General features: G+C 69.2%; 22 protein-coding genes. 12 read left to right on the top strand and 10 right to left on the bottom strand.

Annotated features, from left to right (window positions below):
- Positions 1–15: 15 nt before the first annotated feature.
- Complete coding sequence (locus tag ACIQCZ_RS04185) at positions 16–465, top strand: DUF3592 domain-containing protein (protein WP_402279498.1); 450 nt, start codon at positions 16–18, stop codon at positions 463–465.
- 117 nt (positions 466–582) lie between these two features.
- Here the strand turns inward: ACIQCZ_RS04185 and ACIQCZ_RS04180 are convergent, their stop codons facing one another.
- The 3 genes from ACIQCZ_RS04180 to ACIQCZ_RS04170 all read right to left on the bottom strand — a co-directional run bounded on the left by ACIQCZ_RS04180 (position 583) and on the right by ACIQCZ_RS04170 (position 4,545).
- A complete protein-coding gene (locus tag ACIQCZ_RS04180; RefSeq protein WP_402279495.1) occupies positions 583–1,311 on the bottom strand; it encodes an Imm52 family immunity protein in 729 nt (242 codons plus the stop codon).
- A gap of 50 nt (positions 1,312–1,361) precedes the next feature.
- Positions 1,362–3,737, bottom strand: coding sequence for a Tox-REase-5 domain-containing protein (locus tag ACIQCZ_RS04175; protein WP_402279493.1), 2,376 nt, complete (start codon positions 3,735–3,737; stop codon positions 1,362–1,364).
- 214 nt (positions 3,738–3,951) lie between these two features.
- Positions 3,952–4,545 (bottom strand): hypothetical protein, encoded by a 594-nt coding sequence (locus ACIQCZ_RS04170; RefSeq protein WP_376211685.1) that lies wholly within the window; start codon positions 4,543–4,545, stop codon positions 3,952–3,954.
- Between the two features lie 237 nt (positions 4,546–4,782).
- Between ACIQCZ_RS04170 and ACIQCZ_RS04165 the strand changes: the two genes are divergently transcribed.
- The 3 genes from ACIQCZ_RS04165 to ACIQCZ_RS04155 all read left to right on the top strand — a co-directional run bounded on the left by ACIQCZ_RS04165 (position 4,783) and on the right by ACIQCZ_RS04155 (position 6,344).
- Positions 4,783–5,286, top strand: coding sequence for a DinB family protein (locus tag ACIQCZ_RS04165; protein ID WP_402279490.1), 504 nt, complete (start codon positions 4,783–4,785; stop codon positions 5,284–5,286).
- Between the two features lie 106 nt (positions 5,287–5,392).
- Positions 5,393–5,785 carry a helix-turn-helix domain-containing protein gene (locus tag ACIQCZ_RS04160; protein WP_376211690.1) on the top strand — a complete coding sequence of 131 codons (393 nt, stop codon included), beginning with the start codon at positions 5,393–5,395 and terminating at the stop codon, positions 5,783–5,785.
- A 148-nt stretch (positions 5,786–5,933) separates the two neighbouring features.
- The gene (locus ACIQCZ_RS04155) at positions 5,934–6,344 is read left to right on the top strand and encodes a VOC family protein (RefSeq protein ID WP_376211693.1); all 411 of its coding nucleotides are present in this window, start codon (positions 5,934–5,936) and stop codon (positions 6,342–6,344) included.
- A 147-nt stretch (positions 6,345–6,491) separates the two neighbouring features.
- Here the strand turns inward: ACIQCZ_RS04155 and ACIQCZ_RS04150 are convergent, their stop codons facing one another.
- On the bottom strand, positions 6,492–7,361 hold the full coding sequence (locus tag ACIQCZ_RS04150) for an LLM class F420-dependent oxidoreductase (protein ID WP_402279487.1): 870 nt from the start codon (positions 7,359–7,361) through the stop codon (positions 6,492–6,494).
- Positions 7,362–8,102: 741 nt separating this feature from the next.
- Here ACIQCZ_RS04150 and ACIQCZ_RS04145 point away from each other — a divergent pair.
- The 6 genes from ACIQCZ_RS04145 (at position 8,103) to ACIQCZ_RS04120 (ending at position 15,155) form a co-directional block, all read left to right on the top strand.
- The gene (locus ACIQCZ_RS04145; RefSeq protein WP_402279485.1) at positions 8,103–8,621 is read left to right on the top strand and encodes a toxin-antitoxin system HicB family antitoxin; all 519 of its coding nucleotides are present in this window, start codon (positions 8,103–8,105) and stop codon (positions 8,619–8,621) included.
- Positions 8,622–8,703: 82 nt separating this feature from the next.
- Complete coding sequence (locus ACIQCZ_RS04140) at positions 8,704–9,546, top strand: DUF4097 family beta strand repeat-containing protein (RefSeq protein ID WP_402279483.1); 843 nt, start codon at positions 8,704–8,706, stop codon at positions 9,544–9,546.
- A gap of 73 nt (positions 9,547–9,619) precedes the next feature.
- On the top strand, positions 9,620–10,663 hold the full coding sequence (locus ACIQCZ_RS04135; protein ID WP_402279481.1) for an ATP-binding cassette domain-containing protein: 1,044 nt from the start codon (positions 9,620–9,622) through the stop codon (positions 10,661–10,663).
- Entirely contained in the window at positions 10,660–11,451 is a 792-nt protein-coding gene (locus ACIQCZ_RS04130) for an ABC transporter permease (RefSeq protein WP_402279479.1), read from the top strand. Before ACIQCZ_RS04135 ends, ACIQCZ_RS04130 begins: the two co-directional genes overlap by 4 nt.
- Before the next feature lie 213 nt (positions 11,452–11,664).
- Positions 11,665–14,319 (top strand): MFS transporter, encoded by a 2,655-nt coding sequence (locus ACIQCZ_RS04125; protein WP_402279477.1) that lies wholly within the window; start codon positions 11,665–11,667, stop codon positions 14,317–14,319.
- 254 nt (positions 14,320–14,573) lie between these two features.
- A complete protein-coding gene (locus tag ACIQCZ_RS04120) occupies positions 14,574–15,155 on the top strand; it encodes a hypothetical protein (RefSeq protein WP_402279475.1) in 582 nt (193 codons plus the stop codon).
- A gap of 30 nt (positions 15,156–15,185) precedes the next feature.
- Here the strand turns inward: ACIQCZ_RS04120 and ACIQCZ_RS04115 are convergent, their stop codons facing one another.
- Positions 15,186–15,710: an ATP-binding protein gene (locus ACIQCZ_RS04115; protein WP_402279472.1), complete on the bottom strand. Its 525-nt coding sequence runs from the start codon at positions 15,708–15,710 to the stop codon at positions 15,186–15,188.
- Positions 15,711–16,025: 315 nt separating this feature from the next.
- Between ACIQCZ_RS04115 and ACIQCZ_RS04110 the strand changes: the two genes are divergently transcribed.
- Positions 16,026–16,877 (top strand): helix-turn-helix domain-containing protein, encoded by an 852-nt coding sequence (locus ACIQCZ_RS04110; protein WP_376322713.1) that lies wholly within the window; start codon positions 16,026–16,028, stop codon positions 16,875–16,877.
- An 11-nt stretch (positions 16,878–16,888) separates the two neighbouring features.
- Positions 16,889–17,080, top strand: coding sequence for a hypothetical protein (locus ACIQCZ_RS04105; RefSeq protein ID WP_402279469.1), 192 nt, complete (start codon positions 16,889–16,891; stop codon positions 17,078–17,080).
- A gap of 68 nt (positions 17,081–17,148) precedes the next feature.
- Here ACIQCZ_RS04105 and ACIQCZ_RS04100 read toward each other — a convergent pair whose 3' ends face one another.
- The 5 genes from ACIQCZ_RS04100 to ACIQCZ_RS04080 all read right to left on the bottom strand — a co-directional run bounded on the left by ACIQCZ_RS04100 (position 17,149) and on the right by ACIQCZ_RS04080 (position 20,650).
- Complete coding sequence (locus ACIQCZ_RS04100) at positions 17,149–17,754, bottom strand: OmpA family protein (RefSeq protein WP_376211779.1); 606 nt, start codon at positions 17,752–17,754, stop codon at positions 17,149–17,151.
- A gap of 53 nt (positions 17,755–17,807) precedes the next feature.
- Positions 17,808–18,422 carry a hypothetical protein gene (locus tag ACIQCZ_RS04095; protein WP_376211726.1) on the bottom strand — a complete coding sequence of 205 codons (615 nt, stop codon included), beginning with the start codon at positions 18,420–18,422 and terminating at the stop codon, positions 17,808–17,810.
- Positions 18,423–18,453: 31 nt separating this feature from the next.
- Positions 18,454–19,065, bottom strand: coding sequence for a pilus assembly protein TadG-related protein (locus ACIQCZ_RS04090; protein WP_402279467.1), 612 nt, complete (start codon positions 19,063–19,065; stop codon positions 18,454–18,456).
- The gene (locus ACIQCZ_RS04085; protein WP_329818171.1) at positions 19,065–19,295 is read right to left on the bottom strand and encodes a hypothetical protein; all 231 of its coding nucleotides are present in this window, start codon (positions 19,293–19,295) and stop codon (positions 19,065–19,067) included. Before ACIQCZ_RS04085 ends, ACIQCZ_RS04090 begins: the two co-directional genes overlap by 1 nt.
- A 245-nt stretch (positions 19,296–19,540) precedes the next feature.
- Positions 19,541–20,650 carry a response regulator gene (locus tag ACIQCZ_RS04080; RefSeq protein ID WP_402279465.1) on the bottom strand — a complete coding sequence of 370 codons (1,110 nt, stop codon included), beginning with the start codon at positions 20,648–20,650 and terminating at the stop codon, positions 19,541–19,543.
- Between the last annotated feature and the right edge of the window lie 39 nt (positions 20,651–20,689).

Here is a 20,689-nt window from a genome sequence, read left to right as displayed (position 1 = left end):
CAGGGGCGCTCGTTCATGCAGATCCTGCCCGGCGGCACGGCCACGTTCCTGCTTCTGTTCGGACTCCTCCTCGGCTCGTTCGCCATCCGGTCGGCGCTCCGTCTGAACCGGGTGCTGCGGCTGGTGCGGCACGGCGAGCACGCCGAGGGACGGTGCGCGGACCGCCGGACCGTCGACCGAGGTCCGGGCATGGACCGGAGTTACGCCACCGAGTACGTCTTCGCGTTCCGCACCAGGGACGGCCACGACATCGAGTTCACCGACCATGCCCCGGGCCCCTTCGGCTTCGAGATCGGGGCGCCGGTCCGCGTCAGCTACGACCCGGCCGACCCTTCGGGGCGCGCCACGGTGGCGGGGCGGGGGGCGTGGGGGCCGGTGGTGATGCCGGCGGTGTTCGCGGTCGTGCTCGGGTTGTTCGCGGTGGGACTGCTGGTCGGATTCGCGGCGATGCGCGGGTGGCTCTGACGAGTTCGGCTCTGCCGGGCTCGGCTCTGCCGGGCTCGGCTCTGCCGGGCTCGGCTCTGCCGGGCTCGGCTCTGCCGGGCTCGGCTCCGAGACCCGCCGCTCATGGGCGCGCGGGGGTCAGAACGTGGCCCGGTCGAACGGCATCGGGAGCTTCTCCAGCGCCCCGGCGGCCCGCAGTCGTGTGTTCGCCTCGATGATCGTCTCGATGTCCGGGGACTCCGTACCGCCATGGGTGAGGTCGATGACCAGTCCCCCGTGTGTGGTGCGGACGTACGTACCGGGCAGCCCCTCGGGTGCGAGGGCGGCACGGCCGGCGGAGAGAAAGACCGCACGGCCGCAGCGAGGGTCGCTGTTCGCCAGCTCGAACCGCTCGGCCACCGCCCGGTACTGGGGCCGGTCGTAGACCTGCCCGGCGTCGATCTCCCAGTTCTCCGCGAGGAGGCGCAGGATCTCCGGAGCGCGCCGGATCACCTCCGCGGTTTCGTCCACCTCGCGCGACCGGAAGGCGAGCAAGACGGAGTTCACCGCGTAACGCGAGGTGCTGCCCGCGTGAATCGCCATGGACACGCGCGCCGCGGCGGGGTTCTGCGCCCACAGCGACGTCGTGTAGCCCACCACGTCGAGGTCGGGGCCCGTGTTCTTCCGCTCGATGTACGCCGCCAGTGCGGGGACCGAGGGCTCCAGCACGGGATCGGACGGGAGGTCGTCACCGGCCTCGTGCCATACGTCGAACGTCGGGCCGTCGATGTCCTTGAGCGCGCCGAGCGTGCCGGACCAGCGTTCGGCGACGGCCGCAACGGATTCCCCGCGAGGGCCCCAGAAGCCGTTGACCACCACGTTCAGCACGACACGTTCTCCTCGGGCTCCGGTCTGCGGTTCCACACCCCGTCCGGCGGTCAGCCGGTCACGTCCCCCGGGGTGTGGATCACCTTAACCGGGATGCCCCGGTCCTCGAACATCTCTCGCGCCGCCTCGGCGACGTCCGGGTCGGACAGGTGCCACTCGACCGGCTTGCCGCGTGCCGCGTCGACCTGCCGACTTGCCTGGTCCGCCCACCGGTCGGCGACCTTCGGGGTGAGCGTCCCGGTGTCGGCGTTGTAGAAGTCCTTGCCCCTGTACCCGTACTTCGCCTCCAGGTAGGTGCCCCGCGAGGCGTCCCAGCCGTCGAAGTCGACCGGCTTCCCGGTGAGTTTGTCCAGCGGAACCCGGTACTCCTTGCCGCGGCCCACCTTGGAGATCTGCTCCTGGTAGCGGGCACCCATCTCGGTCGGGTAGTTCCAGACGCCGGGCTTGATCTCCTGCCAGTTGCCCGCGCCGCCGTCCTTGGCCCCGGCCGGCGGGTCCTTGAGGTCCTTGTACCAGGCCGGCTTCGGCTGGTTCTGAGCGTCTTGCAGGGCCTTGCGGCGCTTGGCCGCGTCGGCGGCCTTCTTCGCCTCGTCGGCCTGCTTCTGGGCCTCGTCGGCGGCGGCCTTCTTCTCCGGGTCGACCTCGTCGCACTTTCCGGCAAAGAACCCGACGGGCACGGACGTGCGGGTCGCGGCCAGGACACCGGTGCCCGAGCCGGGCAGCCCCATGCCCGCACCGCTGCCGTACGGGACCCGCACACGACCGCCCATGCCGACGGTGCAGCCCTTGAGGCCGGCCTTCTCGGCCGCGTCGTCGGCGTGCTGCTGCGCTTCCTTCGCGGCCTTCTCCGCTGCCCCGACATCGCCCGCCTTGGCGGCCTTCTTCGCCTTGGCCGCGGCCTCCGAGGCCTTCTCGGCGACTTCGCCGAGCTTGCCGAGTTTCCCGAGCTTGCCCAGCTTTCCGAACTTGCCGACGAGCTTGGCCTCGCCGTAGCCCGGGATGAAGAGCGAGCCGATGTTCCAGAGGCCGGTGCCGATGGCCTGGCCCTCGTTGCCCTTCTTCCACATGTCGCGGACTTCGTCGCCGATGAACATGTCGTCGAGGACCTTCACCCCGGTGCCACCGGACGCCTTGGTCCAGTCCCAGACCGCACCGAGGTAGTCGCCCTTGGACCACTTGTCCCCGGCGTCCTTGGAGTCCTGGCTCCACTTGTCGCCGAGGCTCTTGCCGTAGTCCATCAGGCCGTTCCACGCCTTGATGGGGTGGGCGATCGTGTCGAAGGTGCCGGTGATGTCGCCCCACAGGCCGTCGCCGACCAGGCCCTCGAAGAAGCCGCCGGTCTGATGGGCGGCGCAGGAGAAGAACGCGCCGACGCCGGAGGTGCAGCTCTCACCGGGCTTCTCGTCGCCGCCGTTGCCGCCGTCGCCGTCCGGGATGTCGCCGCCGTCCGGCTCCCCGGAGCTGTCCACGTCGTCGCCGCCGTCGTCGACCTTGATGGCGGTGTCGCTCCCGCCGGAGGCGCCGGCCGCGCCCGAGCCGCCGGAACCGGAGCCCGCGGTGCCGGAGCCGCCGGAGCCCGACCCTCCGGAGTTCGCGCCGCCGGAGTTCGCGCCGCCACCGACGACCGACCCGCCCGAGTCCGTACCGCCGGAGGCCGAGTCGGAACCGCCCGAGTCCGTACCGCCGGAGGCCGAGTCGGAACCGCCGGAGTCCGTACCGCCGGAGGCCGAGTCGGAACCGCCGGAATCCGCGCCCCCGGCCGTCGTGCTCCCGGACGTCGCACCCCCGTCGTGCCCCTCGTTCCCGGCCACGACGTCGCCCCCGGGCGCGGGGCACGCGCTTCCGGTGAGCTTGCAGATCGCGTTCTGCATTTCGCCCGTCAGCTGGGCGCCGATGCCCGTGGCGACGAGCCCGCCGATGAGGGCCACGACCACCAGGACCATGCCCAGGTATTCCATCGCGGTCTGGCCGTCGTCGTCGCGGCGCCATCTGATCATCCGCGCGATGCTGAACCGCCGGTGCGGCAAGCGCTGTTCGAGGGGGAGGTCGAACCATTCGCGCGAGCTCGGGCGGAACAGCAGGACGATCACGGTGACGGGCATCACCAGTTGCGTGACGCCTCGCCCGCCGCCGTCACCGCCGAGGGTCGCCAGCGCGCCGAGGGTGAGCCAGACATGTATGGCCAGAAGCCCGCGCCAGATCCAGATACCGCCGGTCCGCAGGTACAACGAGAGCACGAACGCGCCCACACTCGGGAGCGCCGCGTACAGCAGCAGCCCGAACAGTTGGCCGTCGACCTCGTTCACCGCCGAGGCCACCGTCAGCACTCCCGCGCCGCCCAGGACCGCGGCGGCGAAGAGGATCCGGACGAGGATCAGCACCGCCTGCAGCGGGCGCGGCAGCGGCTGCCTGCCCTGCTGGACCACAGCGGCACCCCCACCGGCGCCACCCGAAATCGCAAATCCGCCCATGCCAGACACGACGAGTCCCCCAGCTTGTCGGTGTGCAGCCACAGTTCAGCCACTCCACTCATCCGACCACATCGGCACCCTTCGGGCATGGGCCTCAGGGCCCAATGCAAGGCTCAAAGTTGGCTATTCCGACGGGAGTTGCGGCTACGGAGAAGCGGAACGGCTCCGGCTACCGGCTGGGGACCTCGCTCCCGAACAGCATCCAGGGCGACTGGTCATAGGAGTGAACGCCCGCCAACTGGGGTTGCATCGCAGCTATTTCATGCCGCACCGCGAGGGTGTCCGGCCAACTGTCGAAGTAAGTGGTTCCGTTGATGACGACGCCGCTCCAGTCGGTCGCCGCGGAAGCACCCTCCCGGTCGACCACGAAGCCGATGCAGAGCACGGAGGCCCTTCCTATCGCCTCCCTGATCGCCCGCGCGGCCACCTCCTGCTCGTCCCGCGTCAGCCGCCCGAAGCCGAATTCGAGAGCGACGACTCCGTCCGCCATTCGCCGGATGCGCGCGGGCACATCGGTTCCGCTGTGCATCCACAGGACGAAGTCGACCCTGTCGAGCCGTTGCAGGCCGGCCAGGAGTACGAGCTGTTCCCTGGTCACCCACGAAGGAGTGCCCCATGGGTCCGGCCCCGGGCCGAGGAGTGTGACCCGCCTCGTGACGGGGTGGCGGAGCCGCAGTCCCGCCGCGTCCAGGTCGCCGAAGAGCGACTCGGCGTCCGGGCGGCTCCAGCCGAGATGGTACGAGTAGAAGAAACCGTCACTCATGGATACATCACCATCGATACATCACCCCAGGGAACGAATTCAGATGGAGGTGCAGATCAACGTGCGTATGGGCGCGCCGGACGGACGCCCGTGACGGGCGCGGGCCGGGTGTGCTCACGGTTGGGTCACGTACGAGCGTAATGAGACCGGCATGTCCCGGCGTGGGCCCACGGACCCAGGGGCGGACCCCAATAATGCGGTGGACAGGGGCGGGGCCGTCGCACATCGTGTACGCCGATGACACGCACCGATTCGCCTCCCGCATGGGACGAGCGCACCCAGTTGGCCACCTTCCTCGACTACGCCCGCGACACCGCACGCGCCAAGTGCGAGGGCATCTCGCCGGAGGACGCCCGCCGGGCCCCGCTGCCCGGCTCACCCCTGATGACGATCGCCGGACTGATCAACCACCTCAGCTGGGTCGAGTACCACTGGTTCGAGGTGATGTTCCTCGGCGGCGAGGACGAAGGGCCGTGGACGGACGAGGACCCCGACCGTGAGATGCGGATCGCGGTGGACATGCCGCTCGCCGATGTGCTGTCGCAGTACGAGGCGCGGACCACGCGCTACCGCGAACTGGTCGCCTCCCACGACCTGGACACGTCGGCCCGACGCCCGCGCCGGGACGGCCGCCTTCCCGATCTGCGCTGGATCGTCCTGCACCTGATCGAGGAGACCGCCCGGCACAACGGCCATCTCGACATCATCCGCGAGATCGTGGACGGCACCACCGGCGCGTAGGGCCTGCGGGTCCCGCATGCGGGTACGGGTACAGGCCCAGGTCCGGAACCGGGCCTGTGCCTGTGCCTGTGCCTGTGCCTGTGGGGAACCGTGGTGTGATGGCACGGTGAGCCGCGCCGCAGAAGAGACCAACCGCCGCATGCTCCGGGCACGGGACGCGATGGACCGCGCCTACGCGCAACCGCTGGACGTCCCCGCCCTGGCGCGGATCGCCCATGTGTCCCCGGCGCACTTCACGCGTACGTTCCGGGCCACGTTCGGCGAGACGCCGCACCGCTATCTGCAGCGTCGCCGTGTCGAGCGCGCGATGTTCCTGCTGCGGGAGACCGACCGGAGCGTGACGGACATCTGCTTCGAAGTCGGCTTCGGCAGCCCGGGAACCTTCAGCCGTACGTTCCGCGACATCGTCGGCCGGTCGCCGAGGACGTACCGCAGGGAAGCGACACCTGCGGGTGTGCCGACGTGTTTCACCATGACATGGATGCGGCCGAGCGACTGACCGCAGGCACCACCGGCACCGCCCGCACCACCCCTCTGCGCCCGTGTCGCCCACCCGCCCGCACTGCTCGCGCCGTCCGTCGGCCGCGCCGTTCGACAGAGCAGTTTTGGATAAGTTCTCGCCGGGCCTGCCCAGTAGCGTGATGCACATGTTCAACGCCATCACGCATTCGCAGATATACGTCCTCGACCAGGACGAGGCCCTCGACTTCTACGTCGGCAAGCTCGGCCTGGAGGTCAACACCGATGTCGACATGGGCGTCATGCGCTGGCTGACCGTCAGCGTCCCCGGTCACCCCGAGCGCGAGATCATGCTGGAGAAGCCGGGTGCCCCGGCGATGTCCGAGGAGACGGCACAGCAGGTACGCGAGTTGGTGACCAAGGGCGCGACGGGCGGCTGGCTCATCCTCACCACGGACGACTGCCGCAAGACGTACGAGACGCTGCTCAGCCGGGGCGTCGAGTTCACCGAGGAGCCGACCGAGCGCCCGTACGGAATCGACTGCGGCCTGCGTGACCCCTTCGGCAACCGCATCCGCTTCACCCAGCTGAAGGCCTGAGCACTGTCCCGGTAGGGGAGGTGGGGGCCGGAGCGAGGACGCGCCGGCCCCCAACCTGCATGCGGCCGGAGCGGGCGCGGACCGGTCCTGCGCGTACGTGTGACCGGAACGGGCGCGGACCGCCCTCCCGACGCGCGTCCCGCGCGGCTACCCGATCGCGGCGATGCCGGGCGCGATGTGCTCGGCGAGCTGGTGGGTGAAGCTGACCGGGTGCCGGTCCGGCAGCACCTGGATCTCGCTGATGCCCAGGTCCGCGTACGCTTCCGCCTCCACGAGAAAGGCGCCGGGTTTGTCCAGCACGGGGCCGTTGTACATCACGGTCTTCTCAATGGCGTCGTAGTCGCGGTCCTCCGCGTCACAGTGCGCGCGCAGCACATCGAGCTTGTGGGCCACTTCGTCCTGGTCGGTGGCGAACAGGTTGCAGGCGTCCGCGTACCGGGCGGCCAGGAGCAGGGTCTTCCGCTCGCCCCCGCCACCGATCATGATCGACGGGCGCTCGCCGATCGGCTCGGGTACGCACAGCGTCTCGGCGAGCTGGTAATGACGGCCCCGGAACGGGCCGTTGTCGTCGCTCCACATCTGGAGGCAGATCAGGATCGTCTCCTCCAGCCGTTCGAAACGCTCGGCGACCGGGACCACCGGCACGCCGAGCCCGTACTGCTCGCGCTCGTACCAGGAGGCACCGATGCCCAGCCTGGCCCTGCCGCCCGACAGCACGTCGAGGCTGGTGACGATCTTCGCCAGCAGCCCGGGGTGCCGGTACATCACGCCCGTGACCATCAGCCCGAGCGTCATGCGCTCGCTCACCGCCGCCACGAAGCCGAGCGTCGTGTACCCCTCCAGCATCGGGTCGTCGGCGACGGTCTGCCCGGTCTCCATCTGGAAGTAGTGATCCATCACGGTGAACGACGAGATTCCCCCCTGTTCGGCGACCCGTACCGACTCCGCGAGCGTCGGCGCGATCAGCGCGGGGTCGGCCGGCGTCGAGTAGTTCCAGTAGTGCAAGCCGAGCTTCACGTCCGTCCTCCGCGGGTCAAGGGGGAGCAGGCCGGGACGGCGTCGCTGCCCGGTTGGGGGGTCGGCCGGATTCGCGCTCCGGGCCCGTCGGCGTTCCACCTCCTGACCACCTGTCCCGCAGCCACCGTCCGTAGTCGGTAGTCACGCTACGCGCCCAAGTGGCCATCGGCATTTCGGTACGCCCTCCCGCCGGAACGTCGGCCGTGAGTGGCCGCTCCGCGCCGTACCCGGGCCCTCACGCCGTCGTCGGCGTCTCAACGGCAAGCCCTTCACCGCCGTCGACATCGCCCTCACGGGTCTGCGTACTCGTCCTCCGCATCGGCCGAGGCGCGACCTCGGCGCGGAAAGGCGCCGCACATCGGCTTGGTGACAGGCCTCGACGAACTCGGAGCCGAAGGCCGTCGCCGCCTTCACCGTTGGCCCTGAGGTTGCGCATGGCATCACATGGCGTCGGATGGCGCAGCCTGGCACCACCCGGTGCCACCCGGCACCACCCTGCGCCACCCCTCGCCGCCCGGTGCCACCCTGTACCACCTGGTGCCACCCCTCACTGCCCGGCGCCACTCGTTGCCACACGACACCGTTCCGCGCCCCCAAGTACGCATGAGCACGCATGGCACCACAATCACCCAGGTAGGCGCCAGGGCGTTTTCGCAGGCCAGAGGGGCTGCGCCAATAATCGAGCCAGAGATGTCACACCAAGGCTTGCACTTGGCGCCACTGTGGTGCCATGATGGCGTCATGGACCTCACCCCGTATGTCGACACGCTCCGCCGCGAACTCGCGGTGGCTGCCGAAGCCGGCGGCGACGAAGCGCGCAAGCTGGCCGAGAGGCTCACCGCTCCCCTGGAGTCGGCGACCCGGTTGACCATGCTCAACGTGCTCTCCGCCGCGATGGACGAGATCACCCGCGAACTCGCCCCCGGCTCGGTCGACGTACGGCTGCGCGGGCTCGACCCCGACTTCGTGGTGACACCACCGCCCACCGACGGCGGCACCATGGAAACAGCCGCCGCACCCGTCGAACCATTCAGGGCCCCGGCACCCGCCGAGGGCGACGAGGGCGGCACCGCCCGCGTCAATCTGCGTCTGCCGACCCACCTCAAGGCGCGCGCCGAGGAGGCCGCGAGCCGCGAGGGCCTGTCGGTCAACGCGTGGCTGGTGCGGGCCGTGTCGGCCGCGGTCGACGGCGGCGCCCGGCCGCGTACGGCGGAGAAGGCCCGGACTGTCGGACAGAGCATCACGGGCTGGGTGCGCTAGCAGCGCCCCCGCCCGCACCGCTTCACCCACACCACGCCCCACCAGCGGGGACGCCCCAAGGACTCAAGAGGACGGGACAGCCATGCCTTCTTTCGACACTCCCGAAGCGATCTCGGTCACCGCACGTGTGGAGGCCGGTTCCATCCAGTTCACCGCGGGCGACCGCCTCGACACCGTCGTCGAGATGCGGCCCCGCAACCCGGAGAAGGACCTGGACGTGCGGACCGTCGAGCAGACCGAGGTCACGTACGCGGGCGGTGTACTGACCGTAAGGACACCCAAGTCCAATCTGTTCGGCCGCACCGGCGTCGTCGACGTGACGGTCGAACTGCCCACCGGCTCAGGCATCGACATGACCGGCGCCTGGACCCAGGTGCTCGGCGAGGGCCGGCTCGGTGAGGTCCGTGTGAAGACCTCGTCCGGCGACGTCCGCCTCGACACGACCGGCCCGCTGAAGCTGACCGCGTCGCACGGCTCGATCACCGTGGACCGGATCGAGGGGACGGCCGAGATCACCACCAGCTCCGGCAGCCTGCGCGTCGGCCTCGTCGACGGCCCCGCCGTCCTGAAGAACTCGCACGGCACCACGACGGTCGGCGCCGCGACCGGCGAGCTGCGGGTGAGCGGCGCCAACGGTGACATCGAGATCCGGCGCGCCGAGGACTCGGTCACCGCCACCACCGCCCACGGCACCCTGCGCGTGGGCGAAGTGGCCCGCGGCACTGTCCAGCTGGAGACCTCCTACGGCGCCATCGAGGTCGGCGTCCGCGAGGGCACGGCCGCCTGGCTCGACGTCACCTCGGTCTCCGGCCAGGTACGCAACACGCTCACCGCGTCCGAGGCCCCGGAAGAGACCGAGGACACCGTCAAGGTCCGCGCCCGCACCCGGCACGGCAACATCGACATCCGCCGCGCCAGGGTCTGAGCACCTCCCTGCCCCGCACCACCCCCAACCCGCCCACTCCCCTGCCACTTCATCCTTCGAACGGGAGGACTCCATGCGCTCTTCTGTCATGCCCACGTCCAGGTTGGGTGACGGTCGCCCGTCGCCGGCCGCCGTCTCCGCCGTCGGTCTGCGCAAGTCGTACGGCGACAAGACCGTCCTCGACGGCATCGACCTGCACATCCCGGCCGGGTCCGTGTTCGCACTGCTCGGACCCAACGGCGCGGGCAAGACCACTGCCGTCAAGATCCTTTCCACCCTCATCACCGCCGACGGCGGCCAGGCCCAGGTCGCGGGCCACGACGTCGCCGCCGACCCGCAGGCCGTGCGTGCCGCGATCGGCGTCACCGGGCAGTTCTCCGCCGTCGACGGGCTGATCACCGGCGAGGAGAACATGCTCCTCATGGCGGACCTGCACCACCTCTCCCGCAGCGAGGGCCGGCGGGTCACCGCCGAGCTGCTGGAGCGCTTCGACCTCGTCGAAGCCGCATCGAAGCCCGCCTCCACCTACTCCGGCGGCATGAAGCGCCGCCTGGACATCGCCATGACCCTGGTCGGCAACCCGCGGGTCATCTTCCTCGACGAGCCCACCACCGGCCTCGACCCGCGCTCCCGCCACAACATGTGGGGCATCATCCGCGAACTGGTCACGGGCGGCGTCACCGTCTTCCTCACCACCCAGTACCTGGAAGAGGCCGACGAGCTCGCCGACCGGATCGCCGTCCTCAACAACGGCAAGATCGCCGCCCAGGGCACCGCCGACGAGCTCAAGCGGCTCATCCCGGGCGGGCATGTACAGCTTCGCTTCTCCGCCCCGTCCGCCTACCGGTCCGCCACCGTCGCACTGCGCGAAACCACCCGCGACGACGAGTCCCTCACGCTGCAGATCCCCAGCGACGGCAGCCAGCGCGAGCTGCGCTCCATCCTCGACCGGCTGGACTCCGCCGGCATCGAGGCCGACGAGCTCACCGTGCACACCCCCGACCTCGACGACGTGTTCTTCGCCCTGACCGGCTCCACCGTGCCCACCCAGTCCAACCAGTCCAACCAGTCCAACCAGCCCAGCCAGCCCAGCCAGCCCAAGGAGGATGTCCGATGAGCTCCCTGTCCCTCGCCGTACGCGACTCGTCCACAATGCTGCGCCGCAACCTCCTGCACGCGCGGCGCTACCCGTCCCTCACCCTGAACCTGCTGCTCACGCCGATCGCGCTGCTGCTGCTCTTCGTCTACATCTTCGGCGACACGATGAGCGCGGGCATCGGTGGCGACGGTGCCGACCGCTCCGAGTACATCGCCTACCTCGTGCCGGGCCTCCTGCTGATGACCATCGGCAGTACCACCATCGGCACCGCGGTGTCCGTCTCCAACGACATGACCGAAGGCATCGTCGCCCGCTTCCGCACGATGGCGATCCACCGCAGCTCGGTGATCACCGGGCATGTCATCGGCAGCGTGCTGCAGTCAGTCATCAGCGTGGTCCTCGTCGGCGCCGTCGGCGTGGCCATCGGCTTCCGCTCCACCGACGCCACCGCCCTGGAATGGATCGCGGCATTCGGGCTGCTCGTGCTCTTCGCCCTGGCGCTCACCTGGATCGCGGTCGGAATGGGCATGGTCAGCCCGAACGCCGAGGCAGCCAGCAACAACGCGATGCCGCTGATCTTCCTCCCGCTCATCTCCAGCACCTTCGTCCCGGTCGACGCGATGCCGGGCTGGTTCCAGCCCATCGCCGAGTACCAGCCCTTCACCCCCGCCATCGAAACCCTGCGCGGCCTGCTGCTCGGCACCGAGATCGGCAACAACGGATGGCTCGCCATCGCCTGGTGCCTGGGACTGGCCACGCTCGGCTACTTCTGGTCGAAGGCGGTTTACAACCGCGACCCCAAATAGCCGAGCCGGCCCGCGCGAGCCCGCCTCCCGCAACTCGTCCCGCCCGGGGCGGCGTACTCCGACACCGCGTCGGCGTACGCCGCCCCGTCCGCACGTTCCTCGCGGGCGGGCTGCAGACCGCCGCGGCGTTCGCGGTACTGCTCGTCGACAGGACGCAGGTCCGCCCTGCTTCCTTGAGCAACACCGACTGCATGGCGTTCACACACTGCATAGATGATTCACCGTGATTCGGCACCGAGGCCCGTACTCCTCAACTACCTTGCTGCCGTGGACCAATTGATCACCGAAGATCCGACGAGCATCGGCCCGTATCGCCTGATTGCCCGTCTGGGCGCGGGCGGCATGGGCCTGGTGTATCTGGGCCGCTCTGAAGCCGGGCGCACGGTGGCTGTGAAGGTCGTACAGGCCGAGCACGCCCAGCACCCGGAATTCCGCAAGCGGTTCGCACGCGAGGTGGCGGCCGCCCGGCGGGTGGGCGGTACCTGGACGGCAGCCGTGCTCGACGCCGACACCGAGGCCCAGGTGCCCTGGGTGGCGACCCAGTACATCCCCGGGCCCGATCTGACCACCGTGGTCGCCAAGGACTTCGGGCCGTTGCCCGAGCACTCGGTCCGCACCCTCGCCAACCGCCTGGCAGTGGCTCTCCAGTCCGTCCACGGGGCGGGCCTGATCCACCGCGACCTGAAACCGTCCAACGTGCTGGTGACGGTGGACGGCCCGCGCGTGATCGACTTCGGTATCGCACGGGCCATGGACAGCCTCGCCGGGGACAGCCTGCACACCCGCACCGGGATGCTCATCGGATCCCCCGGCTTCATGTCGCCCGAGCAGGTGCGAGGCCTCGAACTCACCCCGGCCAGCGATGTGTTCTGCCTGGGTGCCGTCCTCGTCTACGCCGCCACCGGCCGCCTCCTCTTCGGTGCCACGGAAACCGGCCTGAACGCACACCTCTTCCGCATCGCGGAGGAGGAAGCGGACCTGACCGGCGTACCGGAGTCACTCGTCGATCTCGTACGCGCATGCCTGCACAAGGACCCGGCGCAGCGGCCCACGCCCGCCGAGGTGGCCGCCCGCACGGCAACCGACCAGGACGGCGAATGGCTGCCCGGCTCGGTACTGGCCCAACTCGGACGACACGCTGCCCAGTTGCTGGACTTCGCCCCCGAGACACGGACCGCGCAGCCGGACCCTCGCATCCCTGCCCAGGCCCAGCGTCCCCCGCAGGCCCAGACACTTCCCCCGCCTCCCGCGTACACCCCGACGACGCCGGCGGACCTCCACCCGGCTCCGCCGGGTTTCGCACCGTCCGCGGGCCCGGCGCCAGGTGCCTGGCCTCCGTCACCGGCCCCGGCCGGCGTCCATGGCCCGCACCCCAGGCGGTGGTGGGGACTGGCGGTGGCCGCGCTGGCACAACTGCTGATGCTGATCGGTACGACGACCACGAACTTGGCACTGCCGTCCCTCTACGTCGAGCTGCACCCCGGTGCCGACGACCTGGACTCGTTGTCCCTCGCCTCCGCCCTGGCATTCGGCGCGCTGCTGCTGCTCGGCGGACACATCACTGATCTGCTCGGCACCAAAAAGACGTTGATCACCGGTCTGGTCGGCTACGCGGTGGCGGGCGCGATCGGCGGCTCGGCCCCTTCTTTCGACGTGCTCATCGGAGCCAACGTCCTGCGGGGCGCGTCCGTCGCGCTGCTCTCATCGGCCGTGCTGGCCCTGGTGTCGATCAGCTTCACCGATCCGAAGGAACGGGGCAGGGCCTTCGGGATCTATGCGGCGATCGCCGGCGGCGGAACGGCGATCGGCCTGTTCGCGGACGGATGGCTGGCCGCAAGCCTGAGTTGGCGCTGGTGCTTGTACGCCGGCGTCCCGCTCGCCGTGACAGCCGTGATCGGTGTGGCCGCCCTGGTGCACGACGGCCCGGTCCGCTCCCCTGCCCGCCTCGACGTTCCGGGCCTGCTGCTCGGCTCCGGCGGGCTTGCCGCCCTCGTCTACGGCTTCGGCCGGGCCGAGTCGCGCGGCTGGACCGATCTCCTGGTCGTGGTCCTCCTCGTGGGCGGGCTCGCCCTGCTCCTGGTCTTCGCCTGGTGGCAGACCGCGACGGCCGGCCCACTCCTGCCGCGATACGTCTTCCAGGACCGCAATCGCGTCGGCTCCTGCCTCGCCCTGGTCTTCATCGGCATGGGCATGTTCGCCCTGCACCAGGTCCTGACCAGGTATCTGCAGGGTGCCCTCGGCTATGCCCCGTCCGAGATCGGCGTGGCCCTGCTGCCCATGGCCGGTGCGGCCGTCATCGCCGCCACCCAGGTCTCCGCCCGCCTGTACCGCCGACTGGCGCCCCGCGTCCTCATCGTGCCGGGCCTGGTGCTGGCGGCCATCGGTCTGGCGCTGCTGACCGGCCTCGACGCCGACAGTGCCTACGCGGCCCAGGTGCTGCCCGGCACTCTCCTCATCGGCTTCGGTCTCGGCCTGGCCCTCGTGCCGCTCTTCGCCACCGCGACCGGCGGGATCACCCCGCAGGACTCCGGTGGTGCCTCGGCGATGGTCAACACGGCCCAGCAGTCGGCCGCCTGGGCCGCCTCGCCCCTGTTCGGCGGCATCCTCGCCTCGGCGGTCTCCGCCCGGCTGGATCACACGTCAGGCATTCCTGAGGCCTTGACCAAAGCGGCCGAGCAAGGCGTCCTGCTCAGCCGACAGAACCTTCCGGCGTCACTGCCCAGCATCGTCAGGGAGACCGACAGGGCGGTCCTGGGCGGCTACTCCGTCATCCTTTGGTGGGCGGTCGGCCTGACGCTCCTCGCGGGCCTGCTCGCCGGCCTGCTGGTCACGGCCAAGGCTCCGAGTGGTGACCCCGGCTCCCGTTGATCCCGTGCGCCGACCGATTCACCGGCCCGGCGGGGTGCGGGCACTCGGCCGGAAGCGTGAAGCTCAGCCAGAGGCCGTGCGTCTCCTACCGCACGGCCTGCACATACGAGTCAGAGATGGACCTTTTCCGGACACGATTGCGCCACGTCGCTTCCATCGAGGTCGCAGAAGACATCCTCGATGCTGACCGTTCATGCGCCTTCGGCGCCGTCGAAGCCTCCGGCATCTCCGGCGCCCCCCGGGGGAGGAAACACGTGCACGCACACGGGTCACGCATACGCGTCCTCGCCGCGACACTGACCGCGGCAGTGATCGCGGGGGCCGCCACGGCATCGGCGGCTTCCGTTCCCCGAGCGCCCGCAGCGGCGGACCGGGCCGAGCTGTCCCGGCTCGCACAGAGCTATCTGCAACAGCGCGCCGACCTGGTCACCCGGCCCGCCGCGCAGGCCCCCGTCCCCGAACCTCCGACCGCCGCCACCCCGTCGATGCGCGCCGGTCTGCGGACGGAATTCGCCGTGCTGGTCCGTCGGGGCCGCGCCTACCAGCAGGCCGACGGCGGGTACATCCGCGCGACGGTCGAGGTGAAGGTGAACGACGCGACCCTGAACGGGCGCACCGCGTCGCTCCACCTCACGGAGGACACCCGCCTCCACCACCCGTTGACACCCGCTCAAGTGGCTGCGGGCGCCCCGGAGTACGAGGCGTACGCGCTCCCGCACACGCTGACCTTCACCCGCGCCCCTTCGGGATCCTGGCTGCTCGCCTCGGACAGGCCCGAACCGAACGACGGGGGACTCGCGCCGAGCACCCAGGTCGCCAGGCCCCACACGACGTGAACGTCCCGACGCCCCGCCTCGCGGCACTCGTCACCTCGGCAGCGAAACCCAAGCCTTGATGCCCCCTCTGGGCAGGCCCGCGTCACAGACGCCCCACTCCCCTCCCCAGTCGTCGACAACAGCCGCCAGCAACCAGAGCGCCCTCCGGCGCCGCGTCTCGCAGAGCGTGGCGGTGTCCGGGTCGCGGTGACGGGGATGCTGGTCCCAGACGAGGAGACGGAGCCCGTCGCCGCGGTGGCGCAGGGATACGTAGAGCTCCTTGCGCGGGCTCATCCTGGCAGTGACGGCGATGAGTTCGGCCGCCGCGTGCGTGGCGGGCCAGACGTACAGGGAGAGCCCGTGCGCGTCCAGGGCGGCAGCGATCACCGTACGGCCGATGAACGAGCTGCGAACGTCGCCGGGCAGGGTGAAGCTCAGCGCGAGGCCGCGCGCGGAGCGCCCCTTGGAACGCAGATAGGGCTGGGGGTGCTGCTGAGTGTCGGGATGCGGATACGGGACCGGCGTACACACTTCGGCGGCGGCCGGGCAGAGCGCGGTGAGTGGAGATGAGTGCATGACGGACTCCCCTGATACGGGTGGCGAGTTGGCGGCGGTCCTCTTGCGCGTGGGTGCGCACGGGTGGCTCACACGGTTGTGTTGCGGACGAGCAGTGGCTTGTCTCCCTGACACGGGACTGCCCCTCCCAGGGAAGGAGGTTGCGGGCAGGACCGCGCGATGCACTTCCGGCTCGTCGCTGCGTGAGCGGTGCGTAACCTAACGTAGCCCTCAAGGGGCAAAATAACCCTGCGTCTCTAGTAAATGAACCCTTTCGTGGCCGACCGATACGCGAACGCGGCAGACTGCCGGTGACCGTATGCGGAAAGGAACGGCATGGCAGCAAGGACGTCTCCTACCGAGCGTCAGAGACGACTCGGTTCCGAGCTGCGGAGGATGCGTACATCGGCCGACGTCTCTGCCGAGTTCGCGGCCGGCTTGCTCGGCGTGGACCGGGGCAAGATCTCGAACATCGAGGCCGGTACACGCCCCATCAGTCCAGATCGCCTGCGCACGCTGGCCTGCAACTGCGACTGCAACGACGAGAAGTACGTCGACGCTCTCGTCGAAATGGCTCAACCGCGCGGACGTGGCTGGTGGGAGAGGTATCGAGGCACGCTTCCCCAAGGGCTTCTCGACATCGCCGAACTGGAGGCGTACGCGCTCCGTATGCGAGCTGCGTACTCCATGCATGTCCCGGGACTGCTTCAGACCTCGGACCACGCATTGGCCCTCTTTCGAGTGGTGATTCCCCAATTGCCCGAGCGTGAGGTGGCGTTGCGGCTGGCACATCGGGTGGAGCGTCAGGAGGTCCTGAACGGTGACACGTCGCCGCCGTACACGGGCATCGTCCACGAGGCGGCACTTCGTATGCAGTTCGGCGGACGCGCCGTCGCACGCGCCCAACTCGAGCACTTGCTGGAGAGGTCCGAACAGCCGAACGTGACACTGTTGGTGATCCCCTTCGAGGCCGGAGCCTTCCCCGGCGCCGGGCAGACCGTCCTGTACGCGGAAGGACCGGTGCCTCAGCTCGACACCGTGCAGATCGACAGCTCTCACGGACCCGTCTTCGTCCACTCGGAGACGCAGTTGGCGAAGTATCGGGCCCACCTGGACTGGATGGAGGGAATCGCGCTGTCGCCGGACAAGTCGCGGGACTTCATCCACAACATCGCACGCCAACTCTGAGGAGATGACCGATGTCGGATGTCAACTGGGAAGACTCGTTCTGTGGCGAAGGAAACTCCTGCTACCGGATAGGGACCGATGAGCAGGGCAACAGCTACATCGCGGTCGTCGGCGCGGAGGAGCAGTACCTCACCGACAGCCGCGAGGCGCTTCAGCAGATGATCCGCGACATCAAGGCCGGCAAGGCCGACCACCTGCTGTAGCAACAAGAGGGGCCCGGCACCGCGACGTGCACGCGGTGCCGGGCCCCTGTTGTGTGCGGTGTGGGACCTCAGGAAGATCCACCACGCGGGAAGGAGACCTCCACGCGGCGATTCTTCTTGCGGCCCTCTTCCGTGCTGTTGTCGGCGATCGGGTACTGCTCGCCGTATCCACGGATATCGAAGGTGACGTTCGATCCCAGCTGCTTGACCAGCACCGACTGCACGGAGTTGGCACGCTGCTTGGACAGGACGTCGCCGTGTGCCGAGGAACCGAGATTGTCGGTGAAGCCGAAGACGCGCACCTTCGTGGCGTTCTGCTTCTTGATCTCGGTAGCGATGGCAGCGATACGCGCGTTGGCTGCTGAGCTCAGCTTTGCGCTGTCCTTGCCGAAGAGGACTTCGGCCTGGAGCGCGAACTTGATGTTCGCGTTGCTGTCCTCGCGGCGCTCCTCGCCGCCCTCGTCCTCGATCACCTGGATGATGTCCAGGACCTTGGCCGGAGCGAGCGTGGCTCCCTCGACCATTTTGAGGTCGGGGTCATTACCGTCCACCGCGACCGGCGGCTTGTCGGACGCTTCAGTACCCGGCGGCACGCTCGGTCCGTCATCCGCCATGGCCGTCGATGCCCCGATGACCGACGTGCCGGCCATCAGCGCGACTGTGGCGACGGCCATGCCCACCAGCTGAATTGGTCGACGACTCATACGCATGTAGGTCATGTCGTCCGTCACCCGGAGATCTTCAGCGACGTGGTGGCAAACGTCGGCAGGTTGAAGTCGACTTCGGTCGTTGTGCTGGGCGGTGCCGGGAACTGCATGAACACGGGAACCGTCTTGCCCGGCTGGACCGCTGACATCCCCGTTGTGCAGAGGCAGCGGCCGTCCGTGTCACGGAGAATGTAGTAGCGCTTCTTCCCCGCCTTGTCCACGAGCGTCGCGCCACCCACGGAGTTGAGGTTCTTGCTGACGATGACGCTTTCGTTCCCGGCCCATGCGGACGGGTTGACGGTGGCGTCACCCTGATTCTTCAACTCACCTTGCACCGTGACGAAGCCACCGGAATCCCGCTTCACCTGGTTGACGACCAGCAGCATGCCCTTGTCGCCCCTTGCCTCGGCGAGCTTCACATTCGGGTCCACGTTCTCCCCGGCCGCGGTGTCCTCCTGCTTCGCTCCCTTGTCCTCATCCGAGGGCTGCGAGGACGCGGGGGAGGACGGCGAGCCGGTGTCCTTCGACTTTCCTCCGTCATCGGTACCGCAACCGGTGACGGCCAGGGCCAGTGCCGCCGTCATCGAGACGGCTGCCACTGCCCTTCGGGACTTCGTGGAGCGCCGAATGCTCATCGCTTCTGATTCCTTTACTCGTCGTTCACTGTCAACTGTCGACCAGGTGCACGTCAAAGAGAATCTTGCTCACCCGAGGCCAGTCCAGAGGTTCGCCCGTCCTGATCGTGAGCATCTCTCCTCCCCTGCACGAGAAGTAGTACACGTCCTCGATGGAGTCGTCGTTGAGGTCCACGGACCGCCACGTGGGGCAGCGCCACTCGATGACGGCAGTGGCGTGTCCATTGGCGAACGTGCGCTTCATGCCGGGAACCACGGACGCCCCCACAGGCTTGAGGGTCTTGACCCCGACACTGATCTCGTCCCGCTCGCTGCCGGTTGACGGAGGATGGCAGTATTCGACCTCCGCCTCGTTCTCTGCGGCGAACGCATACGCCGCAGGGCACCCGGTGACCGCGTGCCCCTGCAGGAACATGTCCAACATTCTCTCGGGAAGCGAAGCGAGGAACGGACCCTGGAACTGCGCACGGGACTGCTGGGCAGCAGCCAGAGCGGCAGCATCCGCCGCCCCCTGGGCTCCATTGCGCAAGGCCGCGGCCTTGCCGACGGTAAAGAAGGCAAACGCGAGGAAGAGCAGGCCCGCCACCATCACAACGTAGATGGGGAAAGCCTGCCCTGCCTCGCCGCGAAGCTTCGCGGTCATTAGCCGGCCTTGATCTGCGACACCAGGTCGGAGATCTTGCTCGAGATCGAGCCACCGATGCCCGAGGCCGCGATCGCGCCGATGATCGCCACGACCACGAGGATGATGCCCAGGTACTCGAACGCCGTCTGGCCGCGGTCCTTGGCCTCGTAGCGCTTCTGGATGGCGCTGACGGTGGTGTTGGCCCAGCCGTTGATGCGAACGGCGGTCTTCAGGGTGATATTCGACATGGTGTTCCCCTCCGGGTTCGGCCGGCCGGTAGCCAGCCGACTCGCAAGTTTCTTGGGTGCCGCCCGCGGAACCGGCTTCCTCCTGGCCGGTGCCGCTGGCGACATGAGAAACATACGGCGGCACACCCTGCCCGCCGGAGGGTCCCAGGGCCCATTCCCGGGCCCAAAGGGTCAGTTGGGCCTGTCCCGCCCGTACGCGCCGGGCCCCACGCCCCGCACGCACCACCGCATTGGCCTTCTGCCGCTCAGCCACGATGACCACCGAGCCCGCGCACCCCTGGTCCCGCCGTGGGGGCCGTGCCGAGCCAGCGGGCGATGGCCTCGCTGCGGCTGGCACTGTGAAGCTTGGTGAAGATGCGGTTGATGTGGTTCTTGACCGTCTTCTCGCTGATGAAGCAGGTGGCGGCGATCTGCTGATTGCTCATGCCGGACGCGATCAGCTCCATGACCTCCACCTCCCGTGAACTCAGCCCGTACTGCTGCCTGTTGAGCTTCGTGCCCGGTTCCCCGGTCATGGAAGACTGTGCCACAACTGGTTGCATCTGCGAAAGACCCTGTGGTGTACGGACGGGTCGCGGCGCAGGTGGCGATGGTTCCGGCTTGGGCGCGTGTGCAGGCGCACCGTGTTGCTGAACGGAACTCTGGGCGTGGCCGTCGTACCCGGAACCCTGGTAGGGAACGCCTGTGGCCAGCGCGGTTCCGAGCCCCTCCGGAAGCGGTCGCGACTGTGGTCCCGGGCCCTGGCGCATGTGGGCGAGCAGAGCGTTCGCCGCGGTGGCGGTGAAGTGGGCCCGCCCGTCCTTCGTGTCGCGTACGGCCTGCACCAACTGGTCGGCCGTGAACTCGCCGTGGACCAGATAGCCGCTCGCGCCCAAGCGCAGCGCCTCGTGGACGATCTCGTTCTCGCGGCTGTAGGTCAGCATCATCACGGGTGCGATCCGTACGAGGTGCGGCAGCGCGGAGATGCCGTCCACACCAGGCATCCGGACATCGAGCAGGACGACGTCCGGACGGTGCTGGACGGCCATGTCGTAGGCCTGGCGGCCGTCTGCGGCCTCCGCGACGACTTCGATGTCGTCGCGGCCGGAGAGCAGGACGCCGAGGCCGGCCCGGACCACTGGGTTGTCGTCGGCGACGACGACCCTCAGGGCGCCGGGAACCGGTTGACTCGGCACCTCCGGGAAGGGGTGCGGGGACTCGGATGCCGCGGACTGCTGGGGGACGGTTGCTTGGACGGGGAACGCGGAAGAGCCGGTCTCCGAGGTGAGCGGGGTGACGTGCGAGGACGTGTGCTGGGACGCGTGGTGCTGTGCGGCCCGGTTCTGGCCCGACGCGCGGGAGACGTCGTCCGGCATCTGCGACCTCCTCTCAAGTGTCTATGGGGGGGTGAGGGT

The sequence above is a fragment of the Streptomyces sp. NPDC093149 genome (assembly GCF_044754145.1).
Classification (GTDB): domain Bacteria; phylum Actinomycetota; class Actinomycetes; order Streptomycetales; family Streptomycetaceae; genus Streptomyces.
This window is presented reverse-complemented; position numbering and strand designations above follow the sequence as displayed.

Bases quoted from the DNA above. Each gene is read 5' to 3' on its own strand.
- ACIQCZ_RS04185 (WP_402279498.1), top strand. From the start codon at position 16: ATGCAGATCCTGCCCGGCGGCACGGCCACGTTCCTGCTTCTGTTCGGA.
- ACIQCZ_RS04170 (WP_376211685.1), bottom strand. From the start codon at position 4,545: ATGAGTGACGGTTTCTTCTACTCGTACCATCTCGGCTGGAGCCGCCCG.
- ACIQCZ_RS04165 (WP_402279490.1), top strand. From the start codon at position 4,783: ATGACACGCACCGATTCGCCTCCCGCATGGGACGAGCGCACCCAGTTG.
- ACIQCZ_RS04155 (WP_376211693.1), top strand. From the start codon at position 5,934: ATGTTCAACGCCATCACGCATTCGCAGATATACGTCCTCGACCAGGAC.
- ACIQCZ_RS04145 (WP_402279485.1), top strand. From the start codon at position 8,103: ATGGACCTCACCCCGTATGTCGACACGCTCCGCCGCGAACTCGCGGTG.
- ACIQCZ_RS04140 (WP_402279483.1), top strand. From the start codon at position 8,704: ATGCCTTCTTTCGACACTCCCGAAGCGATCTCGGTCACCGCACGTGTG.
- ACIQCZ_RS04135 (WP_402279481.1), top strand. From the start codon at position 9,620: ATGCGCTCTTCTGTCATGCCCACGTCCAGGTTGGGTGACGGTCGCCCG.
- ACIQCZ_RS04130 (WP_402279479.1), top strand. From the start codon at position 10,660: ATGAGCTCCCTGTCCCTCGCCGTACGCGACTCGTCCACAATGCTGCGC.
- ACIQCZ_RS04125 (WP_402279477.1), top strand. From the start codon at position 11,665: ATGATTCACCGTGATTCGGCACCGAGGCCCGTACTCCTCAACTACCTT.
- ACIQCZ_RS04115 (WP_402279472.1), bottom strand. From the start codon at position 15,710: ATGCACTCATCTCCACTCACCGCGCTCTGCCCGGCCGCCGCCGAAGTG.
- ACIQCZ_RS04110 (WP_376322713.1), top strand. From the start codon at position 16,026: ATGGCAGCAAGGACGTCTCCTACCGAGCGTCAGAGACGACTCGGTTCC.
- ACIQCZ_RS04105 (WP_402279469.1), top strand. From the start codon at position 16,889: ATGTCGGATGTCAACTGGGAAGACTCGTTCTGTGGCGAAGGAAACTCC.
- ACIQCZ_RS04100 (WP_376211779.1), bottom strand. From the start codon at position 17,754: ATGGCCGTCGCCACAGTCGCGCTGATGGCCGGCACGTCGGTCATCGGG.
- ACIQCZ_RS04095 (WP_376211726.1), bottom strand. From the start codon at position 18,422: ATGAGCATTCGGCGCTCCACGAAGTCCCGAAGGGCAGTGGCAGCCGTC.
- ACIQCZ_RS04090 (WP_402279467.1), bottom strand. From the start codon at position 19,065: ATGACCGCGAAGCTTCGCGGCGAGGCAGGGCAGGCTTTCCCCATCTAC.
- ACIQCZ_RS04085 (WP_329818171.1), bottom strand. From the start codon at position 19,295: ATGTCGAATATCACCCTGAAGACCGCCGTTCGCATCAACGGCTGGGCC.
- ACIQCZ_RS04080 (WP_402279465.1), bottom strand. From the start codon at position 20,650: ATGCCGGACGACGTCTCCCGCGCGTCGGGCCAGAACCGGGCCGCACAG.